A 16,992-nucleotide genomic window follows, 5' to 3' on the forward strand; every position below is an offset into this window, starting at 1 on the left:
AATTATTTAACGCTATCTGTAACTTGATTGTGTGAGGCGGTGCTGGTTTCGCTTGTCTGGCTTTTGTTTGCTTCGATGCTGTTTAGTTTTGTGTCATTTAGTTTGGCAAGCTTTTGCAATCTTTTTTCAAAACGCTCAACATCTGAACGTAAACGATCGACTTCACTGTTAAATTGCTCCACATGTCTTTTCTTAGCCAGCATAGGCTTCTCTTCTTGCCAATACTCGCTGAGCATGCTGGCAATGTTGAGGCCAGTATCTTTAATAGTTTGCACAGAGCCTCTTGCAAATGACCCAATTTTATTCGCAGGAACATCACCCACCAGTTTGCTTAAGTCGTCTTCATAATCCCAGCGCAGGTGGGAAAATACTTTGGCTAACGCGGTTGCGAGATGTGTATCGCCACTAATTTCAATTTGCAATTTAGCCGCTTCATCTTTTGCAAGCAGTCTGAGTAGCAAGCTAGGTGCTATGTTAATGCTGGCGTCAGGAATGTTGGTTTCACCAGCCATAGCCAAGCTGCCATCTTCTAAGATCACAAGCGCACTGCTAACAGGCGCAATTGTAATGCGTACAGATTTTCCTGCAAATGGCTGCAATAAACTGCAAGCCCAAGTGTTTTGTGCGATCAGATGTTGCAGAACGTGTGTGCTCATGCTTTTAAACATCAGGTTTTATAGCCTTTATGTAGCGCCACCACACCAGCGGCTAGATTGTAATAATCGACTTTGCTTAAGCCTGCATCCACCAGCATTTGTTTGAGTGTTTCTTGGTCTGGATGCATGCGAATAGATTCAGCCAGGTATTGATAACTTTCAGCATCTTTTGCAAGCAGTTTTCCCATGAGTGGTAGCAATTTAAATGAATAAACATCATAGGCTTTAGATAAAGGCTGCCATACTTTTGAAAACTCAAGCACCAGTAAGCGGCCGCCCACTTTCAGTACGCGCTGCATTTCGGCCAGTGCTTTGTCTTTATGCGTCATGTTGCGCAAACCAAATGCAACAATCACGCAGTCAAAATATTGGTCTGGAAACGGCAGTTTCTCAGCATCACACTGCATGGCTGGTACGTTCAGGCCAGCGTCTAGCATGCGATCTCGACCAACGCCTAGCATAGACGCGTTAATGTCGGTCAGAATCACTTGGCCCTCTGGCCCTACTTTTTGCGCAAACAGTTTGGATAAGTCACCACTGCCACCAGCAATATCTAGTACTTTATCGCCAGGGTTTACGCCGCTGATGCTGACTGCAAAACGTTTCCAACTGCGATGTAAACCCGCAGACATCACGTCATTCATTAAGTCGTATTTGTTGGCGACAGAGTGGAATACCTCAGCTACCTTTTTTGCTTTCTCAGTCTCTGCAACAGTTTTAAAGCCGAAATGTGTATTTTGTTCGGTTGTCATTTCAGTATTCTCTTAAGATAAGTTTTTGCGAGCATGTCCAGCGGCACTCAATTTACCCAAATACTCTAACCAGAGTGACTCATAGTTGCGCGCTAAGTCGTATAGGTAATCCCATGAGTACAAGCCTGTATCATGGCCATCGGTAAACACTAGTTTGACTGCATAGTTGCCAACCGGGTGGATGGCTGAAATATTGACATCTTCTTTACCGATTTGCAGCACTTCTTGACCATGTCCGTGGCCACGCACTTCAGCGGAAGGTGAGTACACGCGCAAGAACTCACAGGACAACATGCATTCCGTATTATTATCGAATTTAATCTCCAGCAAACGTGATGTTTGGTGAAGTTTAATATCAATTGGGCGAGGCGCGTTTTGGGTGTTTTCGCTCATGGCATGCTAACTTCATTAAAAAATAAGATGATAACAGAATGAGTTAGTTTGCTGATAAATCTAGTCGCTAACCGTTCATATTTAATAAAGCACCGCTTGTCCGAAATTTGTAAAGTTATGTAAATAATAGTGCAGGCTTTTATTTGCATATTGAATTAACAGTGATAAAGTAACACTAGCTAAAAATGGTTTGAGGACCATCATGGCAGATAATAAATTAGCACATCATTTTGAAGTATATTCCCAGTGGCGTAAGGCGCTTGTCGATACAATTTGCGATTACCGCAGCTGGTTAAATGAGCAAGAGCTCAATGATGCGCAGGTCGATCAGCGAATTCAACAACTGTTGGACAGGTTGCGTGAAGATAAGTTGAATGTTGCATTCGTTGCAGAGTTTTCACGCGGTAAGTCCGAATTGATTAATGCAATATTCTTTGCAGGGTACGGCACACGCCTGTTGCCCTCTAGCGCTGGTCGTACGACCATGTGCCCGACAGAATTGCTGTACGATAAGTCTAAGCCAACCTCAATTATGATGTTGCCTATCGAGACACGTCTTTCTGACGCAACGACGTCTGAATACAAACGTTACCCAGATGAATGGAAAACCGTTACTTTTGATGTTGACTCTAATGAGAGCATGGTCAGCGCTTTTAAAGAGGTGAGTAGTACAAAGGCAGTTTCGTTAGAAGAAGCTGAAAAGTACGGCTTGTATGACCCTAACAGTGCAGATGACGCTTTAAATATCAATAAAGATGGCACGATTGATGTGCCATGCTGGCGCTACGCCATGATTAACTTCCCGCATCCTTTGCTAGAGCAGGGTTTGGTTATTTTAGATACGCCTGGTCTCAACGCGATTGGTACTGAGCCTGAACTGACATTAAACATGCTGCCAAATGCGCATGCAGTGCTATTTATTTTAGCAGCCGATACCGGTGTTACTAAGTCTGAAATTGACGTTTGGCGTCAATACATTAGCGGTACACGTTGGAAACAAAAAGGCCGTATTGCGGTATTAAATAAAATCGACGGCTTATGGGATGAGCTAAAAGACGAAGAAGAAATTCAAAAAGAGCTCGCCAAACAAGTAAAAACGAGTGCAGAGTTATTAGGGTTAGAACCTAGTCACATTTATCCGGTATCTGCCCAAAAGGGTTTGCTTGCTAAGGTAAATAGTGATGAAACATTGCTCGCTAAAAGCCGTGTTTTAGAGTTGGAAAAGGCTTTGTCTAATGAGTTGATTCCGGCTAAAAAAGAAATCGTGCGCGATAACACGCAGAACGAGATAGAGGATCTGATTGCTAATTCACATGTGATTTTAGATGCAAGATTTTCTGGTGTGAACGACCAGTTGCTAGAACTACGTGGACTTCGTGGTAAAAACGAAGACGTAGTCGAACACATGATGAACAAGGTCAAAGTGGATAAGGAAAACTTTGAACAGGGGCTGCAGCGATTCCAAGCATTGCGCAGTATCTTTTCTCAGCATACGAATCGTTTGTTTACGTTGTTGGGCATGGAGTCGCTTAAGGTGCACGTACATTCAACGCGTCAGACCATGGTGGATGCCAGCTTTACCAAAACCATACGCCATGCAATGGATAACTTCTTTAGTGAACTGAAAACGCGTTTAATTTCATCTGATGTGCAAATTGATGAAATTAAACAGATGATGGATGTGATGTATGAGAAGTTTTCAAAAGAGCATGGTTTGCGTAAATCTGAACCGCCAGCATTTACTACTTTGCGCTATCAAAAAGAGCTATCTAAATTAGAGCGTGCGTATAAAGAGCAGTTTAATACAGCGTTTAATATGATCGCTCACGAGAAAATGACGCTAACCAGCAAGTTCTTTGAAACGTTGGCGAGCCGCGTTATTCATGTATTTGAAGTGGCTAACCGCGATATAGAAAACTGGTTGAAGGCAGTGATTGCGCCCATGGAGTCTCAAGTGCGTGAACATCAGTTACAACTGCGTAGGCGCTTAGAAAGTATCAAGCGTATTTATAAAGCGACGGATACCTTAGAGGATCGTATTGCGGAGTTAGAAGCGATTGAACGTAGTATTCAAGCGCAGCTAGATGATTTGAATGTGTTGCGTATGCATATGCGCAATGCGCTTGCCTTTCAGTCAGAGCAAGAAGATACAGCGTTTGCTGCATAGATAATTGAAAGAGTAAGATTTACATAATAAAAAAGGCTGCATTAGCAGCCTTTTTTATTGTTTGAGCCTTTGGGAGGTTCGCGCTATGTGTAGTATTAGCGACTAGCGAGCATTAACGTTTTCATTTTTAGCATCGCTTTTTGCTCAATTTGTCGAATACGCTCTGCGGACACGCCAAACTCATCAGCAAGTTCGTGCAGTGTCTTGCTATCTTTTTCCTGTAACCAGCGCGCTTCTACTACGCGACGGCTACGCTCATCTAAATGATTCAGTGCTGAGGCTAAGCCTGTGGTTTCGGCCATTTCAAACTGTTTGGCCTCTAGCGCCTCAGGTGGCGTCAAGCTTTCGTCTTGCAGATAAGCAATCGGGCTGTAATGCTCTTCGCTATCGTCATCAATGTTGCTCTCTAGTGAAATCTCATGACCATTGAGGCGAGACTCCATCTCCAACACTTCTTCAGGTTTTACATTCAGCTCGTGTGCAATGTGTGCAATCTCACTAGGCTGCATGGTATTGATGCCAGTTTTCATGCTGCGTAAGTTAAAGAATAGCTTGCGCTGCGCTTTAGTGGTGGCAATTTTAACTAAACGCCAGTTACGCACGATATATTCGTGGATTTCTGCTTTAATCCAATGCATTGCAAATGAAACTAAGCGTACACCACGCTCAGGGTCAAAGCGCTTAACGGCTTTCATTAGCCCGATATTGCCTTCTTGGATAAGGTCGGCTTGTGGCAGGCCATAGCCCATGTAGCCACGTGCGATACTCGCTACCAAACGTAGATGTGAAACAATCAACTGACGAGCAGCCTCAAGATCATTTTCTTTTTTAAACCTTACCGCGAGTGAAAGCTCTTCTTCCGCTGATAAAATAGGGTAGGCTTTAATCGCTCTAGTGTACTGTTCTAGGCTGTCAGTTGCTGATAATGCAGGTACCGTTAAAGCATTGGTCATTAGTTAATCACCCTCCTTAGTTGCGTTATTTTAGCACTCTCTGTTTGAGAGTGCTAGTGTCGGAAAGTTCAAGCGAAGTATTCGTTTTGTCCTATGACAGTAATGTCAAAGACATTACATCAGAGTTGTGAGCAATGTGTGTGAATCGTCACTATTTTGTAGGCGCTAGGTAGCTAAAGAGGTTGTGTGTATAAAGTTTTGGGTAGTCCAAATGGACTTTCTAGCCTTAGTTGGGCACCTATGCTTGTACGAAACAACTTTTGTATTGTTTAAGATATTGGTTCTATTTTTGCTGGGATAACCTGATTCCGGCCTAGGAGCTTTGCTTGATATAGCCGTTCATCCGATTTTTGTATCAATTGCTCAAAGTCATACTCCGCTTCTTTTGCGCATGCAATGCCGATTGAAATTGTCAATGAAATTACAAGATCATCATGTAATCTGAAATGGTAGTTTTGAACTGCCTGTCTGAGTCGATCGGCAATTAATATCGCAGCTTCTAAATCAGATTCTGGCAACAATACAGCAAATTCCTCGCCACCAAATCTAGTAATGAAATCACTCTCTCGTAGAATAGCCTTCATTAAGCTACTTAGCTGTTTTAAAACAACATCCCCTGTTGAGTGCCCGTGTTCGTCATTAATATTTTTGAAATGGTCTATGTCTAGCATGAACACAGAAAATGGATATTGGTAACGCTTAGCACGCTCTAATTCTAAATTTGCTTGACGCATCAGGAATCTACGGTTGGCAAGGCCTGTAAGATGATCATGATCGGCTTGTTGGGTTAGGTGGTCGATAAGTTCCAGATGTTCGGTCACGTCACGTGCAATTCCGATAAACTCTACCAAATCGCCTTTTCCGTTAATAAGACTGTTTCCTTTCCACTCTAGACGACGTATACCGTTAACGGTGTGTTCTTTATGTGTGAAACTGACAGTATGAGGTGGAATAAATAGTTTCTTAAAAAACTGCTCCACCATTTCTTTATCTTCTTCTACAACATCAACTGAATAGTGGCGACCTAATAAATTTTGTGCATTTATACCGTAAAGTTTACAGAATGCTGGATTAACGTAGGTGTAATGTCCAGTCAAGTTAACTTTGATAATATAGTCCGGACTGTTCTCAATCATGAATTGAAAATCATTTTCCTGCAGGCTATTCTCACGCGGAGCCATATCAGTTGTGGTCTGACTTTTCATTATTACTCCAAGCTCACTTCTGTTCTTAGTTTTTTACGGTATCAGTGCTAATCAGTAGTGAGGAGTGATTAATTATTGAGCATAGGAACTTTTCCTAAGGATTACTCTATCATTGATAGTTTACTAGATGCACATTAGCGGTAGTTAAGGAATTTTCAAAAATACTTCGCACTACCTAAGTTGAATCGCCACTAATTGCGTAGTTGCTAGTCAGCCAATTTAGGCTTGTTGTAATAAACTTTGTTATAAATGATCACTTTTGTAAAAAAACTGATTTATATGCATACGTTGTCAATGACTTTAATGTCAAAGCACTGTTCTTTCTACTCATTTTAGGTGGTTCACTTAAAAAGTATTGGGGTAATGTTGAGTTTTTTATGTTGATTTAACGATTAAGTAATATGATTCATCTATCGCAATCTGGTGGATGATTAAATCATTACTTGTTATTGTCTTCACGCTTTACTCAACCGGTGATTTGATTTTATGACCCCGCAACGCACATTCTGGATATTAGTAATGTCCTCGGCAGCAATTTTGGCTGTCACGATGGGGATACGGCAATCGATGGGGTTGTTTGTATCGCCATTAAATACATCCACAGGCTTAGGTGTTGTGACGATCAGTTTTGCTATGGCGGTTGCCCAGCTTGCATGGGGCGTGGCGCAACCTTTGTTTGGCATGCTTGCGGACAAGGTAGGCTCATTTAAAGTCATTGTGTTTGGCACTTTGATGTTGTCACTGGGACTGGCAATTACGCCGTTCATGAGCTCTGGTTTCGGCTTGATTTTTTCGATTGGTGTTCTGACGGCAGTCGGTGCTGGTGCAGGCAGCTTCTCCATCTTGATTGGTGCGTCAGCGCAGCGGTTGCCAGCTGAGCGTCGCTCTACGGCAGCTGGGCTTATTAATGCTGGTGGCTCTTTGGGGCAGTTTATATTTGCACCTGTCACGCAGGTGCTCATTAACTCCTTTAATTGGGTTGTCGCAATATTGGCGTTGGCAGCCACTTCGCTAACGACGATTCTGTTAGCGCTACCGTTGCGTGAAAAAAACAGCGTTGCTGAAAAGCGTGCGGTAGCGCAAGCAGATGGCGTGGCTTTAGGTGAGCAGCTTCGCATTGCTTTTAAAGACCGAAGCTATCTTTGTTTAAATGTAGGCTTCTTTACCTGTGGATTTCATATTGCCTTTTTAGTCACTCATCTTCCCGGTGAGGTTAATCTGTGCGGTTTGCCAGCATCTGTTGGGGCGGCTTCACTAGCCATTATTGGTCTTGCTAACGTGGTGGGGAGTATATGGGCTGGCTGGCTTGGACAGACTAAGCGCATGAAAATGATTCTGTTTTGGATGTATGCTTCACGTGCGCTCGCCATAGCGATATATCTGATGGCGCCTAAGACCGCACTCACTTTTTATATTTTTGCGGCGGTGCTCGGCTTTACTTGGCTGGCGACAGTACCACCAACGGCTGGCCTAGTTGGCAAGCTATTTGGACTGCGTTATTTGGGTACGCTGTTTGGGTTTGCCTTACTTAGTCACCAGATTGGTGGTTTCTTCGGGGCTTGGCTAGGAGGCATCACCTTAGTACAGAGTGGTAACTATGAATGGATGTGGTACGCAGACATTGTGCTTGCGAGCATTGCTGCGTTGGTTAATTTGCCGATTCGTGAAGAGCATCCAAGGCTTGCCGTAACAGCCTAGCGTGGTTGAGTCAGCGCTGACTTTAGGAAATCAAAAACTCTGCCATCATCGCAATGTGCTGCGTTAAAGCGTAGCCAAGGGGATGGTTCTTGATAAGGTCTGAATAAATTGCCAGGCGCCAGCATGATGCTTTTTTGTGAGGCTAATGTGGCGATTTCAGCAGCATTTCCCCCGTCTGGTAGCTTTGCCCAGATAAACATGCCGCCGGCTGGTTCTGCATAAATTTGCAGGCCGCATTGCTCCAACTGATGTATGACCTGCCCACGTTTTTCCTGTAAGCGTGAGCGTACTCTTTCAATATGTTTGCGGTAGCGGCCTTCCAGTAAAATTTGGTACATCACCCTTTGGTTAATTTCAGAAGTCGTGAGGCCTGAAAGTAGTTTTAAATCTAACAACCTTGCTGCTAACTCCGGGTTACATGCGATAAAACCAACGCGTAACCCTGCGGAGATAGTTTTGGAGTAGCTGCTCACGTAAATGACACGTTTTAACTGATCTAGTGCGGCTAGTCGCGGTGCGTTTCCATGATGCAGGTCACCATAGATATCATCTTCAACAATGTATAACCCGTATTTTTCCGCTAACTGCAATATTTGGTGGGCTACGGCTAAGCTAGTGCTGGTGCCAGTAGGGTTGTGCAATACGGTATTGGTGAAAAATAATTTGGGGCGGAACTCTTGAAGCAGTTGTTCCATGCGCTCAACATCTGGTCCGTTTGTCTTCCGTGGCACACCGATGAGTCTGGCACCTAATGATTTTAGATACCCAAACAAGGTGTAGTAGCCGGGGTCATCTACTAACACGGTATCGCCAGGCTGGATAAGTAAGCGGGCAGCTAAATCTAGGCCGTGAGTGGCGCCATTGGTCATGATGATTTGATGTGCTTCTGCACCAATGCCAATGTCAGACAGGCTTTTCTGTGATAAATGTTGGCGCAGCGGTAAATAGCCGCTGACATCGCCATAACCCGTTAAAAAGTAACCGGGTTTTCTTGAGAGTTCGTGCAGGCTCTTTTGAATCACTTTTTCGTCTAGCCATGCACTGGGTAGCCAGCCGCATCCTGGCCTTACTGCATCTGGTATGTCTCTAAAAGTGTTATGTAGCAGCCATAGTACGTCGTCTGCACGCTCTAATCGGCAACTGCTGGTAGTTGTTGCTTCCACTTGTAATCGCGGTGCAACGTAAAACCCGGAACTGCGGCGTGATGTTAAGTAGCCTAGTGCAACCAGTCGATCATAGGCGTCCACCACGGTAAAACGACTGATTTTGTGCTGAACAGCAAAGTTGCGAATCGATGGGAGTCTTGTTCCGCCACGCAAAACGCGTTCTTCAACTAAATGTTTAATGCCGACAACAACTTGCTCGACGAGTGGGATGGAGTCGAGTGGGTTTAATGCGAGTAAGGGTGGTGTAACTGGCATGGTACTTGAACCTGTACAGAGTGGATAATTGAATGATTAACTGTACATGTAGTGTATATGATGGTGCCGATATGATGCTAGCAAATAATTGTGAAAAGACATGGTGATGCGCTTCCTTATTATCTTAGCGTTGGCAATATGTGTATCGCTGGTTTGCTATTCATTCGTTTGTTGCAAAAGTACCCAGACGGCGAATGCACTTTCTTTAGGTGGAATACACAGCACTGGTAAAGTCAGTGCGGAGGATTCATCATGCCTGACCAACTTAAGCACTAAGCTGTCGATGTGTGAACAAACTAATAAAACCCAGCAGCAGATGGTGTTGATTAGAGGTCAGGTATTGCTGGTGGAGGGGCGGTAGCATGTCTATCGGACGATGGCGTATGTTGCTGTCGTTATGGCAGATATCACACGCAAAATGGTTTTGATAAAGTAACCAGTGTGATTGCTTGTAGTATCCGTCTAGCGGCTACTTAAGTTTTTTGATAGATTTTTATCTGGTATTAGTCGCTATTTGATTCTAATGCTAAACTTTACATCAGTAAGGACGACCTTGCTGTCATGATGATTAACGGGACGACCCAATGTTATTAAAAAGGTGTTTTATATGAGTTGGGCTATTCTTGTTCTGGCAGGTTTGTTAGAAGTGGTATGGGCGATCGGTTTAAAGTATACCGACGGTTTTACACGGCTTTGGCCAACAGTGGTGACTGTGTTGGCAATGGTATTAAGTGTTTGGTTGCTTGGTATGGCAATGAAAACATTACCTGTGGGCACTGCGTATGCGGTTTGGGTTGGAATCGGGGCTATCGGTACTGCGATATTTGGAATATTGCTATTTGCTGAATCTGCAAGCATCGGCAGGCTGCTAAGTTTATTACTGATTTTTGCCGGTATTGTTGGGCTTAAGTTATTTACGCCATAATTGTTTTGAAAAAGAACTTAGTGAAAGCTAAGTTCTTTTTAATTGGTAGACGTGACTAAAACATGCTGACTTAGCGCCTAGCCTCTACCTTTTTTATTGATTATAAAAATTTAGTGTGTTTTCAGTCATGTAGAATACTCATTTTGGATGATTTCACTTTATTTCATTACTTTGTTGTGATTATTTCTATGGGTTATTTTTATACTGGTCTTTAGCTTGATATGGATAATACAACGCTAAAAATTAGGATTTCAAAAGACGCAGTTGTCGTGATGGGGCCGGGCAAAGCTGATCTGCTGGAGGCTATAGACGCCTGCGGTTCTATCTCATCTGCTGCTAGGCAAATGAACATGTCTTATAAGCGCGCTTGGGATTTGATTGATGTGATCAATAAAAGCTTTAAAGAGCCTTTGATCGTGACTTCGCCAGGCGGTAAGCATGGGGGAGGGGCAAAGCTTACTGAGTTTGGTCGTTTCATCCTAAGTAACTATCGAAATTTAGTCGCAAAAACTTATGCTGCTGCCGATCTTGAGTTAAACATTATCCTTTCAAATTTAACTCCCTCTTAATGAGCTTGATGATGAACACTAAAAATAATCTACTGCTTATCGCTATATTTAATTGAATATAGCGATATTATGTGATTAAATCACACACTTTAAAAAATCAGCTACTTGATCACGTATGAAAACAATATTAAAAACATCAATCATTCATTCAGTGACGAATAAAGTGATTTCTCCAATGTCGTACATGTCTATCCTTTTGTTAGGGTTCAACATCACACTTGCAAATGCAGCTGAGACTGTGGCGGGGTCGTATTACAAAGAGCGCCAAAGTTATGGAACGTCATTAGAAACTGAACCACCAAAATACGTGAAGCAACTGAATAAAACTTGGCTGAAAGACTATCAAGGTCTTGAGGATGTAGATTGGCTAGATGTCGGTTTGGATTACCGGATTCGATATGAAAACCGTGATAATGATTTTAGGCGTGCAAAAGGGGTGATTGATGAGCCAGTTTTACTGAGGACGCGCGGCTATATTGGTGTTAAGAATATTTTAGATCCGCTACGTTTTGCAGTGGAGTTGGGGGATGCTCGTCGTAACCATAGCCAATTTACACGTGAATATGACACCCGTGATGTGAATTATGCAGAGGTAGTGCAGGCATATTTAGAGCTTCATTTTAAAGAGACTTTATTAGGACAGGATGACCTTGGTAATGAGCGTCCTATTAGTATTAAAGTGGGCAGGCAAGCATTAGAGCAAGTAGATAAAAGACTAGTTGCACGTAATGGATATAGAAATACCACAAACAACTTTGAGGGCGTGCGTGCTGTCATCGGTCAGCAAAGCAATGACTGGCAATTAGATATGTTTGCTTTTAAACCAGTGCAACGGTTTACAGATGAGCCAGACCAAAATAACGATGCTCAGCATTTTTATGGCGCACTTGGACATTGGCGGAAATGGTCTGAACATGTCAGCTTGCAGCCTTATTATTATTTATTAAAGCAAGATGGCGATAAGGTTAAGTACGACTTGAATGGACGTGATGAAACCAGCAATACGCGCAAGATTGATCGTACGATTCATACCGCAGGTATTCGCAGCTATGGTGTGTTAGCCAAGTCATGGGATTACGACGCTAACTTTGTGAGGCAATGGGGCGAGCAAGATACTAGTTTGGTTAACAACACAACAGTTGACCATGAAGCCTATGCATATAATGCAGAGCTAGGCTATACATTTAACCAAGCATGGAAACCAAGAGTAAGTGGATTTTATGGTTTAGTGACTGGTGATAAAAACGCTACTGATAATAAAAATCAGCGTTTTGAGCGTTTATTTGGGTTTGCACGACCATGGTCCAATACGGATGCTATTGAAATGTCCAATATACGCACCACTAAGCTAAGAGTTGAGTTTGATCCTAAATTTAGTTTTATCAATAACCTTAAAATTGATACAGGCTATAGCTGGTATCGCCTTGAAAGTAATACAGATAGCTGGGGCCCGGCTACATTAAGAGACCGTACTGGTGTTAGTGGCAGTGAAATAGGCGAGGAGTTCGATATTACCGCCCGCTTCCCAATTAATAAACATATCAATACCTCTATTGGTTACTCACATTTTATGGCGGGTGATTTCACCAAGCATGCGACGCAAATTGTAAGTAATGCCAATGACCCTTCACGCAAGGAGCATTCTGATTATCTCTATGTGCAACTAGAGATGAGTGCATTTTAGGTGCAAATTCCGAGTGCAACCAGCATTAGTCATTTTGCCAGTCAATATTTACATTATTACAAGGAGCTAATCCATGAAGTTATTTAAAATGCTAACCATAATGTGCGCTTTACTTTTGTCAATGAACGCGTATGCAGAAAAGATTACTATTGCTGCTGCATCTGATCTTAAATTTGCGATGGATGAGATTGTAGGTAAGTTTAAAGAAGCTAACACTAAAGATGAAATTGATGTCACTTATGGATCTTCTGGCAAGTTCCAAACGCAGATTCAACAGGGGGCACCTTACGACTTATACTTTTCTGCGGACATTGCTTTTCCTCGGGAGTTGGCGAAAAATGGGTTCAGTGCTTCAGAGGTGATGCCATATGCGTTGGGGCGTATTGTGCTTTGGAGCGCTGCAATGGATGCCAGTAAAATGTCGCTAGATAGCCTGACAAGCTCTAAAATTAGCCACATTGCGATTGCTAATCCTAAACATGCACCTTACGGTAAGCGTGCGGAAGAAGCGCTACGTGCTACTAATCTATGGGGTAAAGTTGAAGCGAAGTTAGTCTATGGAGAGAGTATTGCCCACACTGCGCAGTTTGTGCAAACTGGCAATGCTCAAGTGGGCATCATTGCTTTATCTTTAGCGTTAAATCCTGAGCTTGCTAGTAAGGGGGGGTATTGGTTGATTCCAGATACCTTGCATGCACCGCTGGAGCAAGGTTTTATTATCACTAGACGTGCAGAAGGAAATGACCTCGCAAGAAAATTTGCTGATTACATGCGCAGTAGTGCAACGCGCGCCATCATGACAAAATATGGCTTTGTACTACCTAACTAAATTTCTGGTCAATCATATAGAACATGATGCATCTAACACCTAGTGATATACAAGCCATATGGCTAACCATCAAATTAGCAGGGATTGTGACGATGATTTTACTGTTAATCGGTACGCCTATCGCATGGTGGTTGGCTCGCACTAGAGCTTGGTGGAAAGGGCCGGTTGGTGCCGTTGTAGCATTGCCTTTGGTGTTGCCGCCCTCTGTGCTAGGTTTTTATCTATTACTGGCAATGGGCCCCAATGGAGCAGTTGGGCAATTTACCCAAGCGCTGGGGATTGGGCATTTACCATTTACTTTTTGGGGGCTGGTGATTGCTTCCGTATTTTACTCTTTGCCTTTTATGGTTCAGCCGCTGCAAAATGCGTTTGAGGCAATAGGTGAGCGTCCATTGGAGGTGGCAGCCACATTGCGTGCCTCGCCGCTTGATGCATTCTTTACAGTCGCTGTACCCTTAGCGCTACCTGGATTTATCACGGCCTCTATTTTGACTTTTGCGCACACCGTTGGTGAGTTTGGTGTGGTATTGATGATAGGGGGCAATATTCCCGGTGAGACCCGCGTGGCTTCGGTACAAATATATGACCATGTGGAAGCTTTGGAGTACATGCAGGCGCACAGCCTTTCGGCGGTCATGTTGATTTTTTCTTTTGCTGTTTTATTGTGTGTATACACATGGCGGCCTAGCGCAAAGAAAGTCGGTTAGTATGCAGGGCATCCAAGCACATTTTAAACTGGACTGGCCGACATTCAATCTTAATGTCGATTTGCATTTACCTGCGCGTGGTGTCATCGCTCTATTTGGTCATTCTGGCTCTGGTAAGACTACGTTACTACGCTGTATTGCTGGGCTGGAAAAAGCGCCCGAAGGACGCCTGATTGTGAATGGCGAAATTTGGCAAGATGAGCAACATTGGTTGTCTACTCACAAGCGCGGCTTAGGATATGTGTTCCAAGAGGCTAGTTTATTTCCTCACCTTACTGTCATGGGTAATCTGTTATACGGCAAACGACGCGTATCAGACGACCACAAAGTGAGCTTAGATCAAGCCATTGAACTGTTAGGTATCGCACATTTACTGGATAGAAAGCCAGACCGACTTTCTGGTGGTGAACGTAGCCGCGTTAGTATTGCACGGGCGCTTGCGGCTAATCCAAACATTTTGTTGATGGATGAGCCATTATCCGCACTAGACTTGCAGCGTAAGCAAGAAATTATTCCTTATCTGGAGCGCTTACATGAAGCGCTAAAAATACCTGTCATCTATGTTAGCCATTCAGCAGATGAGGTGGCTAGGCTAGCGGATTATCTTGTTGTGATGGAAAAAGGCCAAGTGCTGGCCAGTGGCCCCTTGGCTGAGACCCTTACACGACTCGATCTGCCCATTCACTTAGGTCAGGATGCTGGCGTAGTATTGGACGCAACAGTCGTAGAGATTGATTCGTCGTGGCATTTAGCACGCGTAGCCTTTGATGGGGGTACACTTTGGACACATGATCAAGCCTTCTCTATTAGTCAGCGGGTGAGAGTGCAAGTGTTGGCAAGAGATGTGAGTTTGGCGACAGAAATGCCAAGCCAGAGTAGCATTCAAAATGTGCTTCAGGGCTTTGTCGATGCGATTGCTGACGATAACCATCCTGGCCTTACGTTGGTAAGGGTGAAGGTTGGCCATATGATGCTACTAGCCCGCTTGACCAAACGCGCTGTTGCATCGCTAGACATCACCGCGGGTCAGGCCGTATGGTTGCAAGTGAAGTCAGTAGCACTTATGGAGTAGTTGATTGGCGTAATCCGTTGGAAGAGTCGTTTGAATGAAATCTTCAGTTTCAATGCAAAAGTGGCGGGTGCTACGTTGATTAATAGTGAGTTGGAACATAAAAAATTGCTAACCGTTTTACGGTTGGTCTTTTTGTTAACGCGATACTTTACTATGCATCCTACTATATAGTTTAAGTCCGCCAGACTTACATCTTCACTTGATGTGATGAATAGCTTTTGCAGATGAATTAATAAGTCGAGAAATCAGCATAAGGTCAGGTTTTGCAATTAAATCTTCAGCAGATCCTTTTGCGCCAGTTGGTGCAACTTTAAATTTACCTTTTCCTGTTTCAACTTCAAGTTTGTATTCACTTTGGCAGGCTCTGCAGTAAGCTAAGTCTCCATTTTTAGCATTACTTTGTACGACGATTGTGGGACCACACATTAAACACTCATGAAGCGGTATGCCTTCATCAGAATGACCAACAATATGACTTAGCTCTTCACTGTTTTCTAACTGTAAAAGAATTTCACCAAACTCAGGGTCAAATTGAGTACCAAGATTTTCTTTAATGATTGAGAGTGCTTTTATTATTGGCATCCCTTGCCTGTATGGTCTTGTGCTAGTCATTGCATCAAATGCATCACATACGCCTATTATTCTTGCGACAACGGGAATCTTCTCGCGCCTTAAACCTGAAGGGTAACCACGACCATCTGGTGTTTCATGATGCATAGAAATTGCGTCGACAGCAAGTGATGATAAAGGATGACCAGCTAGCATCCTCTTACCAATTTCTGGGTGAGTCTTAATGACTGCATACTCTTCATCAGTGAGTTTGTCCTTCTTGCTAAGAATAGCATCAGGAATGCCCACTTTACCTAAATCATGGAGAAAGCCACCAATAGCAATCTTTGCAGTTTCAATCTCAGAAATTCCTGCCTTATTAGCAATGAGTTGGGCAAAGCGAGAAACTCTCCAAAGGTGGCCGCCAGTGTAGGGGTCTCTGGCTTCAACCACCCATGCCATTACCATTAAACTTGCAAGAATGTTTTCTTGATTATCTGCTTGCGTTGCGTTGAAATTAAAGTAAGCACGTAGTGGTTTTAATATTTGCATATAGCATTCCAGTATCAATTTTATTGTTAAGTTCTGATACTTAGTCTGCGCAATGTTCTAATCCTTACAAAATTACAATCAAGATAAATGTCGCCATATTAAGTGTTAAGTACTCCTGTTAATTAAGTGCAGCAGGATATTTACCATTTAATGGCTTGCCCATCATAGGCAATAAATTGCCCTGTTGTGTTTAGGCTGGATTGTTCAATCACCCTCCGTAAACCAGCAACACTGGTTTTCGTATCGATTAATGCATTGCTGCCACCCATTTCGGTCTGCACCCAGCCCGGATGTAAGGTGACGACGGTGATGCCTAAAGGCTGTAAGTCTATCGATAAGCTTTTCATCACCATGTTAGCTGCCGCTTTAGAGCTTCTGTAAATATAACTGCCACCACTGGTGTTATCGTCTAGGCTACCCATCTTGCTAGAGAGGGTGGCAATTTTTTTGAGTTGGCTATTGGCAATATGCGGCGTAAATGCCATTGCCATTTTCAGCGGTGCCATGCTGTTGATTTTAAATGCATCTAGCCAGTCATTGGTATCAATATTACCTGAGCTGCTATCAGGATAAATGCCGGCATTATTGATGAGGACATCTATTTTTAAGTCTTTCAACTGCAATGCCAAAGCCTCAATTTGAGCGAAGTCTGCAATATCCAATGGCAGTATTTGAATGTTTGTATTTACTTTTGCAAGTGCTTGCAATGCGTTTGTATGTTGAGGTGAGCGGCAACATGCCAATACCTTCCAGCCGTCACGCGCATACTGACTAACAAACTCCAGACCAATACCACGGTTGGCGCCAGTGATGAGTACTTGGTAATTTCCCGACATAATGTTCCTAACTGCTTAAGTGAC

At 43.3% G+C, this 16,992-nt stretch carries 17 protein-coding genes; 9 read left to right on the plus strand and 8 right to left on the minus strand.

Features of this window, described 5'->3' with window-relative positions; translation table 11 throughout:
• Window positions 1–2: 2 nt before the first annotated feature.
• From FG24_RS07175 to FG24_RS07185, 3 genes are read right to left on the minus strand one after another with little or no spacing between them, the layout of a single operon-like run.
• Entirely contained in the window at window positions 3–656 is a 654-nt protein-coding gene (locus FG24_RS07175) for a ubiquinone biosynthesis accessory factor UbiJ (protein WP_235189734.1), read from the minus strand.
• An 11-nt stretch (window positions 657–667) separates the two neighbouring features.
• Entirely contained in the window at window positions 668–1,408 is a 741-nt protein-coding gene (gene ubiE, locus FG24_RS07180) for a bifunctional demethylmenaquinone methyltransferase/2-methoxy-6-polyprenyl-1,4-benzoquinol methylase UbiE (RefSeq protein ID WP_036302248.1), read from the minus strand.
• A 12-nt stretch (window positions 1,409–1,420) separates the two neighbouring features.
• Window positions 1,421–1,801: a gamma-butyrobetaine hydroxylase-like domain-containing protein gene (locus FG24_RS07185; protein WP_019897576.1), complete on the minus strand. Its 381-nt coding sequence runs from the start codon at window positions 1,799–1,801 to the stop codon at window positions 1,421–1,423.
• Window positions 1,802–2,003: 202 nt separating this feature from the next.
• Between FG24_RS07185 and FG24_RS07190 the strand changes: the two genes are divergently transcribed.
• Window positions 2,004–3,968, plus strand: a complete 1,965-nt coding sequence (locus tag FG24_RS07190) for a dynamin family protein (RefSeq protein ID WP_036302249.1) — start codon at window positions 2,004–2,006, stop codon at window positions 3,966–3,968.
• A gap of 95 nt (window positions 3,969–4,063) precedes the next feature.
• Here the strand turns inward: FG24_RS07190 and rpoH are convergent, their stop codons facing one another.
• Together rpoH and FG24_RS12410 are read right to left on the minus strand one after the other, a co-directional pair.
• Window positions 4,064–4,921 (minus strand): RNA polymerase sigma factor RpoH, encoded by an 858-nt coding sequence (gene rpoH / locus FG24_RS07195; RefSeq protein ID WP_051901467.1) that lies wholly within the window; start codon window positions 4,919–4,921, stop codon window positions 4,064–4,066.
• A 269-nt stretch (window positions 4,922–5,190) separates the two neighbouring features.
• Window positions 5,191–6,126, minus strand: a complete 936-nt coding sequence (locus FG24_RS12410; protein ID WP_051901468.1) for a sensor domain-containing diguanylate cyclase — start codon at window positions 6,124–6,126, stop codon at window positions 5,191–5,193.
• Window positions 6,127–6,612: 486 nt separating this feature from the next.
• On the opposite strand from FG24_RS12410, the gene FG24_RS07205 reads away from it, so the two are divergent.
• Complete coding sequence (locus tag FG24_RS07205) at window positions 6,613–7,824, plus strand: MFS transporter (RefSeq protein ID WP_036302250.1); 1,212 nt, start codon at window positions 6,613–6,615, stop codon at window positions 7,822–7,824.
• Here the strand turns inward: FG24_RS07205 and FG24_RS07210 are convergent.
• On the minus strand, window positions 7,821–9,245 hold the full coding sequence (locus FG24_RS07210; RefSeq protein WP_051901469.1) for a PLP-dependent aminotransferase family protein: 1,425 nt from the start codon (window positions 9,243–9,245) through the stop codon (window positions 7,821–7,823). The genes FG24_RS07205 and FG24_RS07210 overlap by 4 nt on opposite strands.
• Window positions 9,246–9,351: 106 nt before the next feature.
• On the opposite strand from FG24_RS07210, the gene FG24_RS12715 reads away from it, so the two are divergent.
• From FG24_RS12715 to modC, 7 genes are all read left to right on the plus strand, one after another.
• Window positions 9,352–9,606 carry a hypothetical protein gene (locus tag FG24_RS12715; RefSeq protein ID WP_160172173.1) on the plus strand — a complete coding sequence of 85 codons (255 nt, stop codon included), beginning with the start codon at window positions 9,352–9,354 and terminating at the stop codon, window positions 9,604–9,606.
• Window positions 9,607–9,852: 246 nt separating this feature from the next.
• Window positions 9,853–10,170, plus strand: a complete 318-nt coding sequence (gene sugE, locus FG24_RS07215) for a quaternary ammonium compound efflux SMR transporter SugE (RefSeq protein ID WP_036302251.1) — start codon at window positions 9,853–9,855, stop codon at window positions 10,168–10,170.
• A 221-nt stretch (window positions 10,171–10,391) separates the two neighbouring features.
• Entirely contained in the window at window positions 10,392–10,739 is a 348-nt protein-coding gene (locus tag FG24_RS07220) for a winged helix-turn-helix domain-containing protein (RefSeq protein WP_036302252.1), read from the plus strand.
• Between the two features lie 115 nt (window positions 10,740–10,854).
• The gene (locus tag FG24_RS07225) at window positions 10,855–12,423 is read left to right on the plus strand and encodes an alginate export family protein (RefSeq protein ID WP_235189735.1); all 1,569 of its coding nucleotides are present in this window, start codon (window positions 10,855–10,857) and stop codon (window positions 12,421–12,423) included.
• Window positions 12,424–12,496: 73 nt separating this feature from the next.
• The gene (gene modA, locus FG24_RS07230; protein ID WP_036302254.1) at window positions 12,497–13,252 is read left to right on the plus strand and encodes a molybdate ABC transporter substrate-binding protein; all 756 of its coding nucleotides are present in this window, start codon (window positions 12,497–12,499) and stop codon (window positions 13,250–13,252) included.
• 23 nt (window positions 13,253–13,275) lie between these two features.
• Window positions 13,276–13,959 carry a molybdate ABC transporter permease subunit gene (modB, locus tag FG24_RS07235; protein ID WP_200876879.1) on the plus strand — a complete coding sequence of 228 codons (684 nt, stop codon included), beginning with the start codon at window positions 13,276–13,278 and terminating at the stop codon, window positions 13,957–13,959.
• A gap of 1 nt (window position 13,960) precedes the next feature.
• Window positions 13,961–15,031, plus strand: coding sequence for a molybdenum ABC transporter ATP-binding protein (gene modC, locus FG24_RS07240; protein ID WP_036302255.1), 1,071 nt, complete (start codon window positions 13,961–13,963; stop codon window positions 15,029–15,031).
• 195 nt (window positions 15,032–15,226) lie between these two features.
• Here modC and FG24_RS07245 read toward each other — a convergent pair whose 3' ends face one another.
• Together FG24_RS07245 and FG24_RS07250 are read right to left on the minus strand one after the other, a co-directional pair.
• Complete coding sequence (locus FG24_RS07245; RefSeq protein ID WP_081880955.1) at window positions 15,227–16,132, minus strand: HD-GYP domain-containing protein; 906 nt, start codon at window positions 16,130–16,132, stop codon at window positions 15,227–15,229.
• 140 nt (window positions 16,133–16,272) lie between these two features.
• Window positions 16,273–16,968, minus strand: coding sequence for an SDR family oxidoreductase (locus FG24_RS07250; protein WP_036302256.1), 696 nt, complete (start codon window positions 16,966–16,968; stop codon window positions 16,273–16,275).
• Between the last annotated feature and the right edge of the window lie 24 nt (window positions 16,969–16,992).

The sequence above is a fragment of the Methylotenera sp. L2L1 genome, assembly GCF_000744605.1.
Lineage (GTDB): Bacteria > Pseudomonadota > Gammaproteobacteria > Burkholderiales > Methylophilaceae > Methylotenera.